At 66.9% G+C, this 16053-nt stretch carries 13 protein-coding genes and 2 pseudogenes; 7 read left to right on the top strand and 8 right to left on the bottom strand.

Translation table 11 applies throughout. The features are described from left to right. Positions 1-911: 911 nt before the first annotated feature. The gene (locus AC0666_RS32260) at positions 912-1517 is read right to left on the bottom strand and encodes a hypothetical protein (RefSeq protein ID WP_478708945.1); all 606 of its coding nucleotides are present in this window, start codon (positions 1515-1517) and stop codon (positions 912-914) included. A 410-nt stretch (positions 1518-1927) separates the two neighbouring features. Here AC0666_RS32260 and AC0666_RS32255 point away from each other — a divergent pair, with 410 nt between their 5' ends. Continuing rightward, the gene (locus AC0666_RS32255) at positions 1928-2719 is read left to right on the top strand and encodes a hypothetical protein (protein ID WP_478708944.1); all 792 of its coding nucleotides are present in this window, start codon (positions 1928-1930) and stop codon (positions 2717-2719) included. A 312-nt stretch (positions 2720-3031) separates the two neighbouring features. Beyond that, complete coding sequence (locus AC0666_RS32250; protein ID WP_478708943.1) at positions 3032-3664, top strand: hypothetical protein; 633 nt, start codon at positions 3032-3034, stop codon at positions 3662-3664. A 161-nt stretch (positions 3665-3825) separates the two neighbouring features. Here the strand turns inward: AC0666_RS32250 and AC0666_RS32245 are convergent, their stop codons facing one another. Beyond that, the gene (locus AC0666_RS32245; RefSeq protein ID WP_478708942.1) at positions 3826-4224 is read right to left on the bottom strand and encodes a hypothetical protein; all 399 of its coding nucleotides are present in this window, start codon (positions 4222-4224) and stop codon (positions 3826-3828) included. 413 nt (positions 4225-4637) lie between these two features. Here AC0666_RS32245 and AC0666_RS32240 point away from each other — a divergent pair, with 413 nt between their 5' ends. After that, positions 4638-4991 carry a hypothetical protein gene (locus AC0666_RS32240; protein ID WP_478708941.1) on the top strand — a complete coding sequence of 118 codons (354 nt, stop codon included), beginning with the start codon at positions 4638-4640 and terminating at the stop codon, positions 4989-4991. 1621 nt (positions 4992-6612) lie between these two features. On the opposite strand, the gene AC0666_RS32235 is transcribed toward AC0666_RS32240, so the two are convergent. Next, positions 6613-7245, bottom strand: coding sequence for a hypothetical protein (locus AC0666_RS32235; RefSeq protein WP_478708940.1), 633 nt, complete (start codon positions 7243-7245; stop codon positions 6613-6615). Between the two features lie 1113 nt (positions 7246-8358). On the opposite strand from AC0666_RS32235, the gene AC0666_RS32230 reads away from it, so the two are divergent. Continuing rightward, entirely contained in the window at positions 8359-8568 is a 210-nt protein-coding gene (locus AC0666_RS32230) for a hypothetical protein (RefSeq protein ID WP_478708939.1), read from the top strand. A 71-nt stretch (positions 8569-8639) separates the two neighbouring features. Here AC0666_RS32230 and AC0666_RS32225 read toward each other — a convergent pair whose 3' ends face one another. Beyond that, a complete protein-coding gene (locus tag AC0666_RS32225) occupies positions 8640-9014 on the bottom strand; it encodes a hypothetical protein (RefSeq protein WP_478708938.1) in 375 nt (124 codons plus the stop codon). Positions 9015-9157: 143 nt separating this feature from the next. Between AC0666_RS32225 and AC0666_RS32220 the strand changes: the two genes are divergently transcribed. Continuing rightward, positions 9158-9889 carry an IclR family transcriptional regulator domain-containing protein gene (locus AC0666_RS32220; protein WP_478708937.1) on the top strand — a complete coding sequence of 244 codons (732 nt, stop codon included), beginning with the start codon at positions 9158-9160 and terminating at the stop codon, positions 9887-9889. Between the two features lie 482 nt (positions 9890-10371). On the opposite strand, the gene AC0666_RS32215 is transcribed toward AC0666_RS32220, so the two are convergent. Continuing rightward, complete coding sequence (locus AC0666_RS32215) at positions 10372-10968, bottom strand: hypothetical protein (RefSeq protein ID WP_478708936.1); 597 nt, start codon at positions 10966-10968, stop codon at positions 10372-10374. A gap of 25 nt (positions 10969-10993) precedes the next feature. Beyond that, positions 10994-11350, bottom strand: a pseudogene (locus AC0666_RS32210) (ATP-binding protein); the annotation flags it as partial. Between AC0666_RS32210 and AC0666_RS32205 the strand changes: the two are divergent. After that, positions 11330-12640: pseudogene (locus AC0666_RS32205) on the top strand (helicase associated domain-containing protein); the annotation flags it as partial. The pseudogenes AC0666_RS32210 and AC0666_RS32205 sit on opposite strands and share 21 nt — an antisense overlap. A gap of 60 nt (positions 12641-12700) precedes the next feature. Here AC0666_RS32205 and AC0666_RS32200 read toward each other — a convergent pair. Continuing rightward, on the bottom strand, positions 12701-13474 hold the full coding sequence (locus AC0666_RS32200; RefSeq protein WP_478708935.1) for a hypothetical protein: 774 nt from the start codon (positions 13472-13474) through the stop codon (positions 12701-12703). A gap of 431 nt (positions 13475-13905) precedes the next feature. On the opposite strand from AC0666_RS32200, the gene AC0666_RS32195 reads away from it, so the two are divergent. After that, positions 13906-14328 carry a hypothetical protein gene (locus AC0666_RS32195; protein ID WP_478708934.1) on the top strand — a complete coding sequence of 141 codons (423 nt, stop codon included), beginning with the start codon at positions 13906-13908 and terminating at the stop codon, positions 14326-14328. A 274-nt stretch (positions 14329-14602) separates the two neighbouring features. On the opposite strand, the gene AC0666_RS32190 is transcribed toward AC0666_RS32195, so the two are convergent. Further along, positions 14603-16009 (bottom strand): AbiJ-related protein, encoded by a 1407-nt coding sequence (locus AC0666_RS32190; protein ID WP_478708933.1) that lies wholly within the window; start codon positions 16007-16009, stop codon positions 14603-14605. Between the last annotated feature and the right edge of the window lie 44 nt (positions 16010-16053).

The raw sequence follows: 16053 nt of genomic DNA, 5'->3' as shown, positions 1-16053 counted from the left end.
TGCGCTTCGCTTCGGACTGTTCGGGTTCCGCTTCGCTGCACCCGAACGAGGTCCGCTTCGCGGACCCGGGCCTCCCATGCGCAGCACGGGAGGTGACCTCGTTTCACGAGGTCCGGGCCTGCGGCCCGTTGGGCGGGTTCGCTGCGCTCCCCCGCCCTGGTCCTTCTGGCTCCGCCTCCAGGACTTAAGGCCCGCTTCGCCGGCCTGGCTGGCAGCAGGGCGGGGGCTGGGGTGTTTGCTGTGGGCGGGGTCCGGTCAGGGTGCGAAGTACCAGCAGTAGAGAGGCTGACGAAGGCCCTGTGCCGTGCGGGCCAGGTCCGCCACCTCCGTTAGGATCTCGACCGCTGTCTCGGCTGGCACACCCTCGTCCTTGACCGCGGCGAGCTCAGCCCATGCAGGTCAACGAGCCGGCCGCTGCTCGCCTGCACCAGAGCGGAGCACAGCCCGGAAGGCAGCTGGAACACCGTGAAGCCGTCATTTTTCATCGGCACCACATCACGCGAGCCTGTGTACCCACACCCTCTGCCAGCAGAACCTCCCAGTCCGCCACCGCATCGTCGGGGTAGAAATCCGCGCACGCGAACGAGGGAAACCCGTGACGCGCTGCCGCGGCCCGACCTGAGCAGCCACCTCATCATCCGGTGCCACGAAGAACTCGACAGTGATAGCCATGACCCGATCATGCCAGCCCATCCCGTGCAGGATGATTCATTCTGATTCACAGATTACAACTGGGCCTAGGGGGCATGCCTCGCTGAGGCCAGCTCGCAGAGTGGGTGTCCAGTCTCAGCGAAACCTTGACCGATCTCACTGAACTTTGACCGCTCACCGCGGACTGAAACCGGCTGCACACCAGGCCTGGGGAAAAGCCAGCCGACCTGGCACCCAGTCCCAGCCCGGCGGCCGGTCGATCAGGGGTGGGCGGCATCAAAGAGGGGATCGAGCGGATCGCCCTCGTACCCCACCACGAGGCAGGCCTCGGCCAGCGGCCCTCGGGAGAGGTCCACGAGCCGTGCCAGGACCGTTGCCTCGGATGGCAGGCCGGCCGGGTCGATACCGAGCATCCGGGCCGCACGGTCGCGTCGCCGGTCGAGGTCTGGCAGGTCCTGCCGGTACTCGTCGGCGACCGCCCGGAGTTCTTTGGCCGTCCGACCAGGAGCGTCCCGCCACCATGGCGCCACAAGACAAAGCCGCACCAACTCCGGCAGCCCGATCGCGAGTGGGCCGGCCTCGCCGTCAAGGCTCACGTATACCACCGGGCGTTCCTCGCCACCCTCGCCAACGAAGCAGAACGCGTCCCCCGAGCCCGCCCGCGCGAACTGCTCCAACCGGGCCCCGGAGGCAAGCCGGACTTCGGCGTCCAGCTCGTGGGAGCTAGGGTCCGTCGCGTCGAGGTCCGCGACTCCGGCAAAGAACGCGACGACCTCCTCGTCCGTCCCCAGGAGGGAGAGCAATGCGCCCGGCACATCGGGCCGGGCGGGTCCACAGAAGCCGGTCGATGCGTTCGATCCGTTCACGCGGCCACCGTATCCCGGGCCCGGACAGCGGTCGTGGGCAGGCCGTCATGTCTGTCGTGGCTTGAGCGCTCCTGAGACAGGCGGGTCATGCAGCCCCGGCGAAGCCCATGCTGCTGCGCCGTCGAGTACCGCCTGGAGCTCGGCCGTCTGCCATATCAGCGCGGGCTGTACCCGACCCTAGCCGTCCCAGCAGAGCGGCAGACCCGTCCCAAAGGCACCACGGCAATCGGAGGCCACAGTTGGCCCCCTGAGCGCCTTTCAGGTTGCTCTGCGGCCGGTGGGGCTGCGGGGTCCTGTGAGACGCCCAGGGAGGCTAACAGGACCTCCCCAGCGGGGGCGCCAACCGCACAGTGACACCACCACTTGCGTGGCTTTCACAGCCTGTTACCGCTTTGGGCGAGCATACTCGTATGCTCGCGTCCCTGCTGCCCGGCCTTCGTGAACTGCGAACCCCCCTGGCAACCGGCTACCTCTACCTGCTGTCGCTGTTCCTCGTGCTGGGCGACAAAATCCCTACAAAGGCCGAGGCAGACGATCTCTTGAAGCAGCTGTACGACGTTGTGGGTTGGATGGGAAAGCCCACCGCCCTCGCGATCAGCACCTTCGTTGCTTATCTGGTGGGTAGCGTGCTTGAGACGCGCGCCACAGATGTCAACCGTGGAATCCGGTGGGTGCGCTCGCGTTGGGGTGGCTGGGGGCGGCCCGACACCGACAGACGGTGGCCCCTACGTGTGTCATCTTTTAGCTTGTCAGAGCTGCCCGCCCCAACCATGGGAACGCTTCAGAACTACATCAACGACAGACTCCCCGGCGGCGACCAACGGGTGCGGCCTCTTAACGATACTGATTTCGAGCACGGTTTCGTCATGCTGCTGGAGGATTTGCCACAGCTGCGTACCCGCCTGTACGGAGCGAGCAAGGACTTGTACGGGGACTACGACCGCCTGGCCTCTGAGGCCGATCTCAAGGTGAACGTGGGGGCGGCGGCCATCCTTCTGAGCTGTGTCGCGGCTACCGAGCTGAATCCGTTCTGGCTCCTTCTAATCATCCCCATGCAATTTCTGATCTTCCGCGGTCTTTCAGCAGCCAAGCAAGCCAATGACGTCCTGATCCAAGCAATCGTCACCGACGTCGTGCGGTCTCCCCGGTTCGAGAAGTACATCGAGTCGCGGTCAGGACCAACCGGAGGCCACCGCGGATGACCCTGCGTCGCAAGCCGCAGGGAGTTCCTCGTGACGACGGGAGCTCGTAGGCCGGGAGTTTCAGGCCGAGTCCACAGCCCCGCCCCGGCGGGCGAGGGAGGGCGGCCCCGAGGGCCACGGCTGCGACCGAGATCCGTGTGCCAGGTGCAGACCCGCCTGCGGCCACTCATACAGGCGCGACAGAGCGGCGCTGGAGCCGTCCAGAGCCCGCCACGAGGCGCTATGGAGGGCAAGGTCGACGCCGCGCCCGGAAAGCGGACCGTCCCGGAGCCAGCATTGATGTGGTCGAGGGCGAGGTGGCGAAGTTCGGTAGTGGAGGAGGGCAGCCAGGCCGATGAACGCCTCGTGCCGCAGGACGTCCTTGGCGGCACTCCAGCGGTGGTAGACGGCGCGCTGCTCATCAGGAGTGAGGGTGGAGCTCTTGAAGCCGCGGGACTGCGGGGCTTCAAAGGCCGCGGCGGGGTTGTGAAGTACCAAGCCGGTGCGGTGCAGGTGGGAGAGGAACTGCCGCAGACCCGCGAGCCAGGAAGCCCGGCGGGCCGGGTTGCAGGCCAGGAACGCCTCCAGGTCGGTGACGTTCACGCCCGCCCAGGTGGTGAGTTCATGCGCATGGAGGTGAAGTGCGAAGTCCCGGACGGTGTCGAGACCGATCTCGATGGTCTTGAGCTAAATCGGCCCCAGCACGAGACGCTCAGCAGTCTCCCGCTGGACCACCAGCGCCTCGACGAAGGCTCGTACAGCGGGGCGCAGCACGGCCGGGACACCCTCGATCCGGCGCTCACGGCGAGCGGTGGCGCGTCCGCGTCCCCCCGTGCTGCCGTCCCGCGTCCGCGGCCCGTGGACGCGCCGACGAACGTTCGTGGCCAGTACCGCAACGGCTACTACGTCCGGCCGCATCGGCGTCGGTTAGGCGCTCCGGTCGTGGTGGCCGGCTGCTACTCCTGATCGTGGTTTTGCTCGCGCTCTTCGGCGGCGGTGGCGAGGCGCCAGCAGGGACCTCTCCCACTCCGGCGGTCAGCGCTACCGGGGCGTCCCGGTAGCAGACGGCCACAAAGCAGGCCCCGGACGGCTGCCGTCCGAGCCCGCTCGTTTTTTTCGAGTGGTGGCTACGCTGCGGCCGGCGGCGCCGTCAGTCGTGCGACGGTCTCGGCGAACTTGCTGCGGTCGGCGTGGAAATGCCGCGCCCGGCTCCACCAAAACCCGAAGAACTGGCGCTGAACGGGGAGGGTCAAGTCCCCCAGCAGCTCCAGCTTGGTCGTCTCCTCACGCTCGGACAGCATGAGCATCCGGGTGTGGCCGGAGTAGGCGACAGCGAAGTCGATCAGGCCCTGGGAAGGCCAGCCGCCGGCGAACGTGGCGACGTGGTCATTCATCCACTGGGTGGCCTCGTCGATCTGCTGCAGCCAGCGTTCCCGCTCGGCGGTCAGCCGCTCCCGGACGACCGTCGTGCAGGCCGGATCGTCGGCCGCCGGGAGCTGGAAGTTCCGGAGCCTGGCGGACGCCATGAGCACTGTGGTGAGGTGGGTGTTGAAGGCGTCGCGGGCGGCGTGGGCACCCCCCGATGCGCTTCTTGCGGGCGTCCAGCCTGGGGGTGACGGTCAGCCCGGTCGCGGTGGCGGTCACCACGGCGGTGACGGCAGCGACGGCGATGGTCCACGCGGTGTTCGGCATGGCCGCCATGGTGGCGCACTCCGCACGCCCGAGTGCCGGGTTCACAGGATCGGCCCCAGCACTCGGCCTTGATACTGGTGAGCTCGCATATTCGTATGCCGCGTATTCGCCTGGGATGACGGGTCAATGACTACTTTGCGTTGCGGCCCGGCGGTGGAAACTGAGCACCGGTCCTGCTCAAGCCTCTGACACAACAGCAGTGGGCCCGACTAGCCTGGTAGCACAGCCTTATCTCACAAGGAGACAGATGACCGCTGAAGAGCAGGTGCAGCCCGACCAGGAGTCGCAGCCCGGCGAGGTCCAGCAGATCCCGATCCAGCTCCAGCTTCAGGACGCCCCTGCCCTCGCTGCGGCACGCGAAAGCCTGCTGGAAGCGATCGGCCGCGAGGCGAGGGCGGTCGCAGACCAGCAGCCGGGGAAGGCGTCGGCGGCGTTGGTAGAGCTGGCACGAGCCTTCTGCCTGGTCAACGCCGGCTCGCCGACCACCGAGTTCTCTGCTACTCCCGGGCAGCTCACTTCGCGGATGTGTTCGGAGGTCTTCGGGTCCGCCAGAGTCGAATTCGACAGGATCGACAGTGCTCCCGAGGAGAAGGCCCGGTAGTAGGCCGCCGCCGAGCGCCTGGACCGGCTCGGGCTCCCGCCCCACGACCTCCTCTGGGCCTGGATCCACACCAAACGGCAACGCCCCCGACACGACTGCCTACAGACGGGCCATTACACCTGCACAAACGATCAGAACACCTACGCACATCTGGAAAACCCGGCCAACCTGAGAAAACCCCAGGTAGCACCCCCGCTGGTAACCGCGAGGTCCCCCATCGGGCAGCCCCGCGGACCACACCAGACACCTACCAAGCCCACACCAGCCAACCAACCTGAACACACCCAGGTCACCGCACCCACCCAGCCACCACATCAATGGCCCGTCATAACGGGCACTCAGGGCGCTACCTGTAGTGGGCAGACCAGGGTCTTCACTTCACGTTCGGCAGAACGGGGCCTTACGTCCGCCGGATGCGTTCGTCGACCGTGCAAGCGGGCGCCGGGGCGCGCGGGAGCGGCTGGGCGGGGTCCGGCGCGCTCGGGGTTCGGCTCCGCCGACCACGCGAGGGAGGTCCGCCTCCTGGAGCGGTACGTGGCCCGCTACCGGCAGGCTCCGTATGCCCCGCACCCGGACCGCTGCCTGTGCCACGCCTGCCTCACCGGCGAGTCAGCCAGTGACCGGCGGACGGCCCCGGTCACGACGGACACCCGGACGCCTCCTATGTAGCTCTCTTACGGATCACTGGCGGCGAGATCTGATCGCAGGACCGGTTGGTGTTATCAGAGCTGCTGCCTGCAACGATGCGTCTGCGAGCTAGACCTTGCTGTACGGGACGGAGACCGTCCGTTCGACAACCGTGCTGCGGGCTCGACGTATGACGAGCTCTAGGAGCGCTACCTGGAGTCGGACGATGTCGTGCCTCCCGCCTCACGCATCGTGGCGTGCGTGGAAGCCCTCGTTGCGCAAACCCCAGTTGCCCCTCAACCTCCGCAATCTGAGCATCGCCGACAGGCTCGGGAAGGTCCATGCCGTCCGATGCGGTCCGGGTGGCAACACGTCGCACGAGGTCATCAATAGCGGTCATGGCCGTGCTGCTGTCAGAGCCCACTGACATGTCGGCGACCAGGGCCGCCAGGCAGATTGGTGGGTGACAGGAAGTTCAGCCAGCAGGTCAAACCGCTCTCACCCGGCACACCCCGTTCTCAACCCAACCTGCAACATCCCAGCTCACCGACCCCCCGATACCCCAACTACCCACCCCTTCAACGACGGCGATGTGGTGCTCAACCTGGCGCAGTTCACGCTCCAGGAACACCCGCATGGCCCGGTGGTGGCAGACAAGAATCAGGCGCGCCCCGGTCCGTCGTCGTAACGCCAGGAGGGCTCTGAAGCGGTGCGGGGTCAGCAGGTGGGCACGCAGCAGGGTGAGGTGAGTGGTGGGGGTGGCAAGGATCCAGGCGGCCGCGATCGACCAGGCCGGGCCCGCATCCAGCGGGCGGTAGCCGCCCCGGGGACGGGCTTGCCCAGGGCGGCGAGGACGTCGTACGCGAGCGCGGACCCAAAAACACCAGGCCACCGGCCAAGGCAGTCAGAGCAGCACCCACCGGCCAGCCAACCTGCACACACCCAGCCAGAAGACCAACACAAGCACTACATGTCATACATTAACAGCCACAAATCACCATTCCGGGGGAAGCGTTCCCCAATTCCTGATTGCTGACGCCGTGTAACCGAAACTGGTCGCATTGAAGGAACAGCGGAAGTTGATGAAGTGGGTCACGCCGTGGAAGTTGCGGTCACTGGATACCGAGTACGGATAGGCGCACGCGTCGACGGATCGAATTGCGTTATCCCACGTTTTATTCCATATACCAATTTCATTCGGGCGCGGGACTTGTGCCAGATCAGGCACCATTGCTTCCGGTTCGAGTCTAAGAATGTTTCCATGTAGGTTAGGGCGGTCGCGGCAATCTAGAACCAACTTCACCGGATCGCTATCATCAAGACAGCCGAGAGCAACGTGATCTCTGAGCAACTGGCGCAGTTCGGAGTTGTACGTCATTTCTCGGGCACACTTGAGCATTGCCTTGGAATCGACGAAAGCAGCCAGTGCAAGACCTGATTTGTGTACCACTGGCGTGATGTACAGATCACCTGGATACTCCAAGTTCATTCGTTCAATGTCTTCAATCAGCTCTCCGTCAATTACCACCGGCAGCGCCGGAGTGAACGGGCGTTGACGCCTAACCGGTTCGGCGCGCCTGACCCATTGCTCCTGGAATTCCTCCGACAATGTTGAAGAGTTCTGCAAATCGGGAGTATGCGATGACATGGCAGCCTCCAACTGATGTGAGTCACGACCAGGTCGGCCTGGTAGGCCCAGCGGGCACTGGGTGGCTCGGGTGCTGAAGAGGTCAGGCGTATGCATAGTCGGACGACGAGTATTCCGAATAACAGCCAGCCGTCGGGCGTGGAACGCCGTTGCCGCACTGCGCGCAGCTGACCGGGCGGCCTCCGTCCCGACCGCGAATGGTGATCCACTCACCACTCTTGCCGGATAGGACCTGACGTAGGTCTTCCTTCCCGTGTGCCCCCGATTCGACCGCTGTTTTGGCAAAGTCGAGGAAGGACAGGCGGTGTGAGCAGGAGGGGCACCGAACGTCAACGACCTTCAGGGGGCCCCTAAGGTCCTTGGCTTGTACGTCTAGATACTCGGCCAGCTTCAGTATCTCGGCCTCGTCCATCTCTCGCATACCAGCTGCCTCGTCGCACCCGAGCCTGGAGATAGACCCTCTCGGCACCTGGTACGTCCGGGTCACGTCAGGCCTGCATTCGAGGTATCCGCGCATCTCGTCGAATGTGAGTTGTGGTTGCACTTTTGAGCCCTTCTCTTTTAAGACGGCGCCCGATTCGACTGCCGATCAGTCAACACCACGCTCACCCATATTGGCCTAGGATCATTTCGATCATCTCACGGAGCAGCCGACGATGCTCGACCGGTGAAAATTCCACCATTTAACGTCGAACGGCGAGGACGGATCCGATTTCGGGACCAGCGCAGCGTGCCCTTGCCAGCGTCCGCGTAGCCGAGCGGCGAGTGGCCCTCGGGCGGGCGGGGCCGCCTGATACCGGACTGGTGAAGACCCGTGAGCGCTCACAGCGGCCCGATTGCCCGTTAGGGTCCGTACGGGAGCCTCCAACCGAGTGCGCCCGACGAAAGACATACCGCCCTCGGTAGTGACGGCATGTGAGCACCTTCATGATGAAGGTGAACCGGTTCACAGAACCCGTCACGCGCACGAGGAGACGGCCGCGGTCCCACCGGCCAAAGACGGCAGGGACCGCCCCTCGGGAGAGACGAGACCCCGCCGCCTCACCGACAGCGCGCCGTACCCCGGTCACCGGCCACGCCGTTGGGCCCCGCGTGAGGCTCGACGACCTCTACACCGACATCGTGGCTGAAGAACTCGGCACCGACACCGCACCCGCACGGCTACCGATGCTCAGCCACCGCGACGACCAGCTGGCCTTGGCCCTCTTCACCGCCGTCGCCGAAGGCGAGACCGGCGAGGAGGTACGCGCCACCGCCCGAGCCCTCGGCAGCCGGCTCGGCATGCGCCTTCCCACCGCCTGAGGCAAGGTGCAGCGCCCTCATAGCGCGGAGCCCCGCTACGGCGCGGGCGCGTCATGCGCTGCTATGGGCCGTTACCAGGCGTTCCACGTCCCTTGATCAGCGGCAGTCTCCCCGGTCCAAGTGCCCGTCCACCCGGCGGGCTCTGGCCGCCACTGCCCTGCAAAGTAGCGGTAAGTAGAGTCGGCCCAGTAGATCTTGAAGGAAATGAGATTCTTGATCGAACTTCCGTACCAGTTCCCTGTCAGATTCCAAGTGTGGTCGAGACCGAAGACGCGGACGACGGCCTTTCCGGTGAACTTACCGTCGGGGCTGGGTTGGTTGATAACCAACTTGTACACGTCGTACCAGGCCGAGTCTTTGATGTACCACGAACCCTCGACTCCTGGCTCGGAGCGCTGGACCAGTCCCTCGGTTACCAGAGGCTCGCGCTCGTCGTTCAGCTTCATGAATTCGATCTCTGCTCTCAGCTTTGGATATGAACCTTTCTCAATGTGTGACACCCACACCGGCCTTCAGGACACCAGGATCCGGTGATTAGCCCTATCGCTTCGGTACGTGGCCGCAGCAACAAACCGGACAACGGATTCCGGTGACACGTCCGGAGCACAGTTGCGTTCCGCTACCCGCACTGGTCGACTTCCGCGAAAGCGCCCACGCCAGCGCCGTCGGCAAAGCCACCCTCGCCCAACTCGACCGCGCAGCCCGCCTGGACCACCTCTCCCGCCACCAGCCCGAACCCCTGACCCCGCACACCATCACCAACCCCGACAACCCCTTCCGCTCCCTCGACCTCACCCCCGTCCAATACGACCTCACCGAGTACTCCGACCAAACCATCTGCGCCGCCAACCCCCTCACCCTGCCCGGCCAGACCACCTGCATCGCCGTGGCGCTCACCGCCACCGAACGCCGACGCCTCAACCAGGCCCCCCCTCAAAGCCCCATCCACCACCATGGCCGTATCCCTCATGCTCACCCTGAACACCCCCCACCCCCGACAGCCGAGGTAGCCCCCCACCACCGGCGCACCCTTGCCACTCGCGGCCGCCCCCTCTGGAAGGGACGGCCCCCATCGGTGTGCCGGGCCCGGAAGAACGCGTTCGCCAGGACGCGGCGGCTCGTCAGCCGACCGCCGCGGCCGCCCCCTGCCCGAAGGACGGGACGTCGTCCACGGCCACATCCAGACGGATCCGCTGAAACCGCAGCGGGTGCCGAAAACGCCCTGGTCAACGGCCCGATCCGCGCGGAATTCCGCCACCAGCTCCGGGCGCACCAGCGTGGTCCAGGACGTCACGGCTCCCCCACGCCGAGGCGAACGTGACCCCGGTCCAGGGTGCCCGGGACGGGCCGCGGTCAGGTGCTCGGCAACCTGCCGGGCCACATCGGGGCGTAGGGGTACCGTGCGGCCGACCGCGCGCAGTCGGCCGTCCCGGTCGTAGCGGCCGAGGAGGAGGAGCTGCGGGCGGGCCAGGGTGCCCGTGATCGCGCCGATGATCGCCTCGGTGGTGTCTCTGCGGCACTGGTGAAGGGTCGGTATTTGTAGCGTGCGCAATTCCGCGACAACGGCTGGAGCGACAGCCGAAAGGGGCGCCAACGGGAGAATGCCACCCCCCGGATCCCCGAACCGGTCCTCGGCGCCCTCATCGGCTGGGCCCTCCGGTTCATCGACCACTTCGCCGACGACATCCTGCGAGCCAACCAGCGATGGTGGTCGCTTCGGCGGCCCCTGTCGGCGTACTTCTATGAGTGCTCCACCAAGTACAGAGGTATGTGCACCAGCAAGGGCCCTGCGATCAGTCGATGTCATCCGGCGGGCATGGCGGGGGCAGGGCGGTGAACCTCCCGAATGACTGCGGTGCCGGCCACGGATCGGTCCTCGTGCATGGTGATCAGCTGGCCGGGCTGGACGTGCTTCCACTGCGAGGGGGTGAGGGGCACGAGGCGAACCGTGGCTCGCCCGCCGGGCTCCAGAGAAGTCATGTCCTCAACCCAGAGCCGGGCGATGTTGACCGCGCGTTCACCGGCGGGTGAGAGGTGTCCGATGTCCCACATGGGCCGCAGAACACCGTGGCCAGCGATTGGCGTCGTGCGTCGCGCCTCGGCGGCAGGACGGAGCGTCAGGTCCGCCCGGATCACGCCGTTGCGGATCTCGGAGCACCGCCAGTGGCACCAGGCCGAGCTCCGCTCAAGGCGGAGCTGTTCAGCCGCGTCGGCTAGCTTTTCCCAGAATATGAGAGGAAGCGGATGACCGTCCCCGAGCTCCTCCAGCAGGCCCAGGGCGATCTCCCACTCGTCGTGGACGAGGTAGTCCCAGATGTCTCGCACCGTGATGTCGTTCTCGGTGGCGGTCTCTTCCGGAACCAGCAGGGAAGCCGATTCGAGCAGCTCAGGGACGTCCATGCGCTCATTGTCGGCCACGTCGTTGTCAGGCTGCGTTGTCCTGGTCTCGCTCGATGGCAGCGAGCCGGTTCTTGAGCCGGTAGCTGGGGCCGTTGATGGAGATCACGTCGCAGTGGTGCAGGAGGCGGTCGAGGATGGCGGTGGCCAGGACCTCGTCGCCGAACACCTGTCCCCATTCGCTGAAGGTCTTGTTCGAGGTCAGGATGATCGAGCCCTTTTCATACCGCTTGGAGATCACCTGGAAGACCAGGTTGGCCTCCGCGCGTTCGAGGGGCTGGTAGCCCACCTCGTCGACCACGAGAACAGCAGGCCGCAGGTAGCTGCCGAGCTTGCTGGTCAGCGGCCCGGCCGCCTCGGCGGCCTTGAGGTTGCCCGCATCATCGTGCCCATCTTCCTGGAGCCGAACGAGGACCCCACCGACATGGTCGCCTCCGCCAGCTACAAGCCCCTCGTAGCCGTCCTCCAAGGCCTCCGCTCCCATGATGAGCGCCTGGTCGAGCAACTCGCCTCCCGCGCCCTCACCAGCGGAAAGCGCACGGTCCACCTCCGGCGCGACGAAGACGGGCGGATCGTCGGGGCCGGCGGCGAGGGCGAGGACCAGGAGGACGACACCGACGCGGCCGCAGAGTCGGCGCTGCTGCACTTCTCCAGCCCCCGCGACCCCGCCACCATCGCCGCGTTCCTGCGCACCCGCGTCTACCGACCCGAGTCACTGGTGTGGCTGGAGGGGTACCAGGCCCTGCTCCGCTGGCGCAGGGAGAACGAGATCACCGGCCTCTACGCCGTCCCGTACGACGTTGAGGTCGAGGTCGGCGTCACCAAGGACTTCCCCCTCGGCCGGTGGGTCCACCAGCAGCGCAAGGCGCTGCGGGCCGGCGAGCTGGAGGAGCGGCGCAAGGAGCTGCTGGACGCGCCGGAGGCCGGGATGGTGTGGGAACCCGGCGAAGAGGCGTGGGAGGCCAAGCTCGCCGCGCTCCGGTCCTACCGGAAGGCCACCGGCCACCTCGCACCCCGACAGGACGCCATGTGGGGCGAAGACGACGAGATGGCGCCCATCGGACAGCACATGGCCAACCTCCGGCGCAAGGGCACCAAGAACGGCCTCGGCAAAGACCCGGACCGCGCCGCGGAACGCGCGGCGCAGCTGACGGCGATCGACCAGGACTGGAACTGCCCCTGGCCGCTGGACTGGCAACGCCACTACCGCCACCTCGCCGACCTCGCCGAGGACGAACCCGGTGGGGTGCTGCCCGACATCCAGCCCGGTGTACTCATGGACGGCGACGACATCGGCAAGTGGCTCCGGCAGCAGAAACAGCCGGCCACCTGGATCCGGCTCCTGCCCGAACAGCAGAAGCGATTGACCGCACTGGGCGTGGAACCCGCCCAGGCGCCGCCTCCGGCCCCGGCCGCCCGCCGTACGGCGAAGGGGCCGAGCAAGGCGCAACAGGCGTTCCAGCGCGGCCTGGCAGCCCTCACGCAGTGGGTCGAACGGGAAGGCGCGGACCGGCCGGTCCCGAGGGCCCACGGCGAAGAGATCGCAGTCGACGGCGAGGCGGAGTCGATGGTCGTGAAACTGGGCGTGTGGGTCTCCAACACCAAGAGCCGCCGCGACAAACTCACCGCAGACCAGCTCGCCGCCCTCGCGCAGCTGGGCGTCGACTGGGCGTGACCGAGCACTGTGCGCGAAAGCGCCCCGAGTCACCGGCGCCTGATGGGCTCCGCTGCGTGGTCAGTGGGCTGCGGCCCTGACCTGGTACCTGTCGTGCAGTCGGTGGAGCAGCGTCCTGGTGTGCCGTGTCAGCGGGCGGTGCTGGTCCTCGTCGATGACCAGGGCCATCAGGTAGTGGTCGGGGCCGCTGCGCACGGCGTCGATGGGCATGGATGCCCGGAGGTTGGGCCAGTACCGGCCGTGGGCGAACCCTGACGCCGCGCGCCAGGCGGCGGTGACCTCTCGGGCTTTCAATCCGGCGTCTTCGGCGGCTTCCCCGATTACCTTCCCCGCCTCTGGCTTGCTGAGTGAGGCGGTGGGAATGCCGAGAGACAGGGCGAGGTCGGCTATGTCCTGGCGGCGCTCGCGGCCGGTCTTGCCACCGGTGCCTGGCTGGTGGTCCGTGTCGTCCTCGTGCTGGGCCCGGTTGCGCATGTCCTCCCGCCACAGGGCCAAGGTGCGTCGGCGGCGCTCGGTGCGATCGTTGCCGCCCAGGATCCAGACGGCTGTGGCGAAGTTCTCCAGGGCGCCCCGCATCAGGGTCCACGGGCTCTGCGGGTCTACTTCTCCGGCGTGCACGAGCCTGCGCAGCGCATCGGCGTGGGCGACCCCCGCGCTGTAGGAGTTCCGGATGAGCGTGGACGCGGAGTACATGCCCAGCGGTGCATCGTCCGTCGCGAGGCTGCTCGACGGCTGCGGTGCCGGCAGCTGCCGGTAGGCACCTTCTCCACGCAGTCGCTCCACGTCCGCGAACAGCGGCTGGAGGTAGGCGAACTTGAACTCAGACCGTGCCATCACGCCAGGGTAGAGATGCCCCCTGACATAAGGCAGCACGATAGTGGGCGTGACAGGTTGCCCAGCTCGTCGTTGAGCGGGGAGGTCAGCGAAGTGGAGGCTCCGGGGCGTCGTGACCCCCGGGGCCTTCGTCTGGCCCTCCCGGCACCGGACGGTGGTGCAACACGGAGCTGCAACGCGGGCCCCAGATCGGCTCTGCCCGGTGTTCTCGCAGGTCAGGGGTGCAACGTGCTCACGCGTTGCAGAGCGGGTGTTGCACGTCCGAGCGGGTGCGTTGCAGTCGCCGGTGCCGCGTCACCGCTTCGAGTGGCTTGTTCATCACCGGCCCCGGGGAGCCTTGCCGGGAAGCACGCACCCCTGTGGTCCCCCTCCGCTACATCGGAGCGGGGCCGACTGCCCTGCCCGCCGTAGGAGAAAGAGCCCACCGCCTCATGACCGACGCCGCGAACACCCCTCCCGCCACCCGCGCCGCGCGCGTGCTCACCACCGTCCTCGTCATCATCACCGTCGCCTACATGGGCTTAATGACCTTCATCTCGGTACCTGAGCTCACGGACTACATGAGCGGCCGGGACATCGACTTCCCGGTGTTCCTAGCCATCGCGGCCATCGCCGGCCCCGCCCTGTTCTGGGCCTACATCGGCCTCGGCTTCGGGCTAAGCAAGACGGGCTGGGCGGCTGGCATCGCCCTCACCGGCATCCTCACCACCCTCACGTACGGGTGGCTCCTCGCCTCCTCCAACGGCCACGGCTTCTCCTACTGGCTGTTCCTCACCCTGATCGTCGCCATCAACCTCGGCGCCTTCTGCGTCATGCCCTACGCCCTCGTCCGCGGCACCATCAGGAGCCACTGATCCTCCAGGCCGTTGCTGCGCCACCCGCGCAGGCCACCGCCTAGGACTGCTCACCGCCCGCCGCGCGCCACCGGCCGGCGAGGTCCTCCAGGGCGCGGCGTTGCTGTTCCTCCCGGGCAATCTGCCGGGCGAGGACGTCGCGGTCGATGTACGGGGCGACGGCGGCCAGGACCAGGCGCTGGAGTTGTCCAGCTCCGCGTCACGCTGGTGAAGCCCGAGCCCGACGCCCCCGCTGGCCATCGGCGGCGCCGTGACCAGGACGTTGGAGCGGCTGTCAGCCTTGAGCTTCCAGCGGCGCTTGGGATGGACCGGTGGGTGAGCGGTCGAGGAGTGTGGCGAAGAAGTCGGCAAGCAGGGGCTGGGCGCGGTTCCGGTCGCGGAGTTCGTCGTGGCCAAAGCGGAAGACCTCGTAGCCGCGGAACTTCAGGTCGCGGTCGCCGGCCATGGTCGCGGCGTACTTCGAGCTGTCAGGCTCGGTGCCACTGTTTCGGGTGAAGTGCTGCATGCCGTCGACTTCCAGCACCACTCGCCGGGTGCCCGGGAGCAGCATGAGAAAGTCCATCCGCAGGTTCTTCATGGCGTGCGCACCCCGTTCGCGGAGGGTCTTGGGATCCCAGTGCAGCCAGATCTCTGGCAGCAGGGCGGGCAGACCGCTCAGGCGGTCCCAGTTGGCCTGGTGGTAGTACCAGAAGAGGTTCTTCTGCCCTGGGGATTCTTCGGGCAGGGAGTCCTTCATGCGGTTGTAGAGCGCCCTCGCCGCCTGCTCCTGATCAGCGATACCTCGGGTTTCCTGCCACCAGGACAGGAGGTCCCGCCAGAGCAGTCCCTCCTTGCCGACGGGGCGGTCGTAGACCAATACCTTGTCGTCGCGTTGGGCGACCTCAATGTCGTTGTCGAGGGCGCTGGTGAAGCGGATGTCGGGCTTGCCCAGGGTGGCGAAGATGAGGTTGCGCGGCCGGCGCGCGGTGCCGCGGCCGTGTGGGGCCAGATGGAACTGGGGGTAGCCGTCGTCCTCTCCGTCCTGGCTCAGGACGGCGCCCGCCGGTTGCAGGTGCCGGTTGGCGAGCTCGACGAAGCGGCGCTGTGCCGGCTCGTCGGGAAGGACGGCGGCGGAGGCCAGCCCCTCCAGGAAGACACCGAAGCGCGGATGAGGGGCTTCGAAGGCGCCGAGCTGTTCGAAGAACTCCTCGGTCGACCAGTCGCCCGGGTTCCTGAAGACGTGGCGGTTGATCTGATCGCGGAGACTTCTGGTGGAGGTGACCCATCCGCTCATCGGGTCGTTGTCCAGGTGCCACATGCGGCCCAGCAGTGCCATGAAGCGGTCCGGGTAGCCGAGGTGGTCGGAGAGGTCGAAGTCCCTGGCGAACTCGCGCCGGGTCCGGCTCGGGATCTGTACGTGGTGGCGGCCGAGCCACAGAACGTCCTGCAGCGCCATCCTCTCGGCCTGGCCCAGCTGCTCCTGCTCAAGAACGGCGTCGGCGACATCCGGCAGGCGGTCGTCGGGGCAGGCGTTCAGGCTGGCGACCAGGCGCTCGTGCTTGGTGTTCCCCTCATCGGGTGGGGGAAGACCGAGGCGGCGGCACAAGTCCGGAAGCTCCTTGAGCCCGTAGCGCGTGTACAGCGTGGCCAGCACGCGGTCGATCAGCCTCCGCAACAGCGCCAGGTCCATCTGTTCCCCCATCCCCTGATGATGAGCGACGCCCGGCCTCGATTCCACTGCCTCTT

The sequence above is a fragment of the Streptomyces sp. NPDC043680 genome (assembly GCF_056436685.1).
This window is presented reverse-complemented; position numbering and strand designations above follow the sequence as displayed.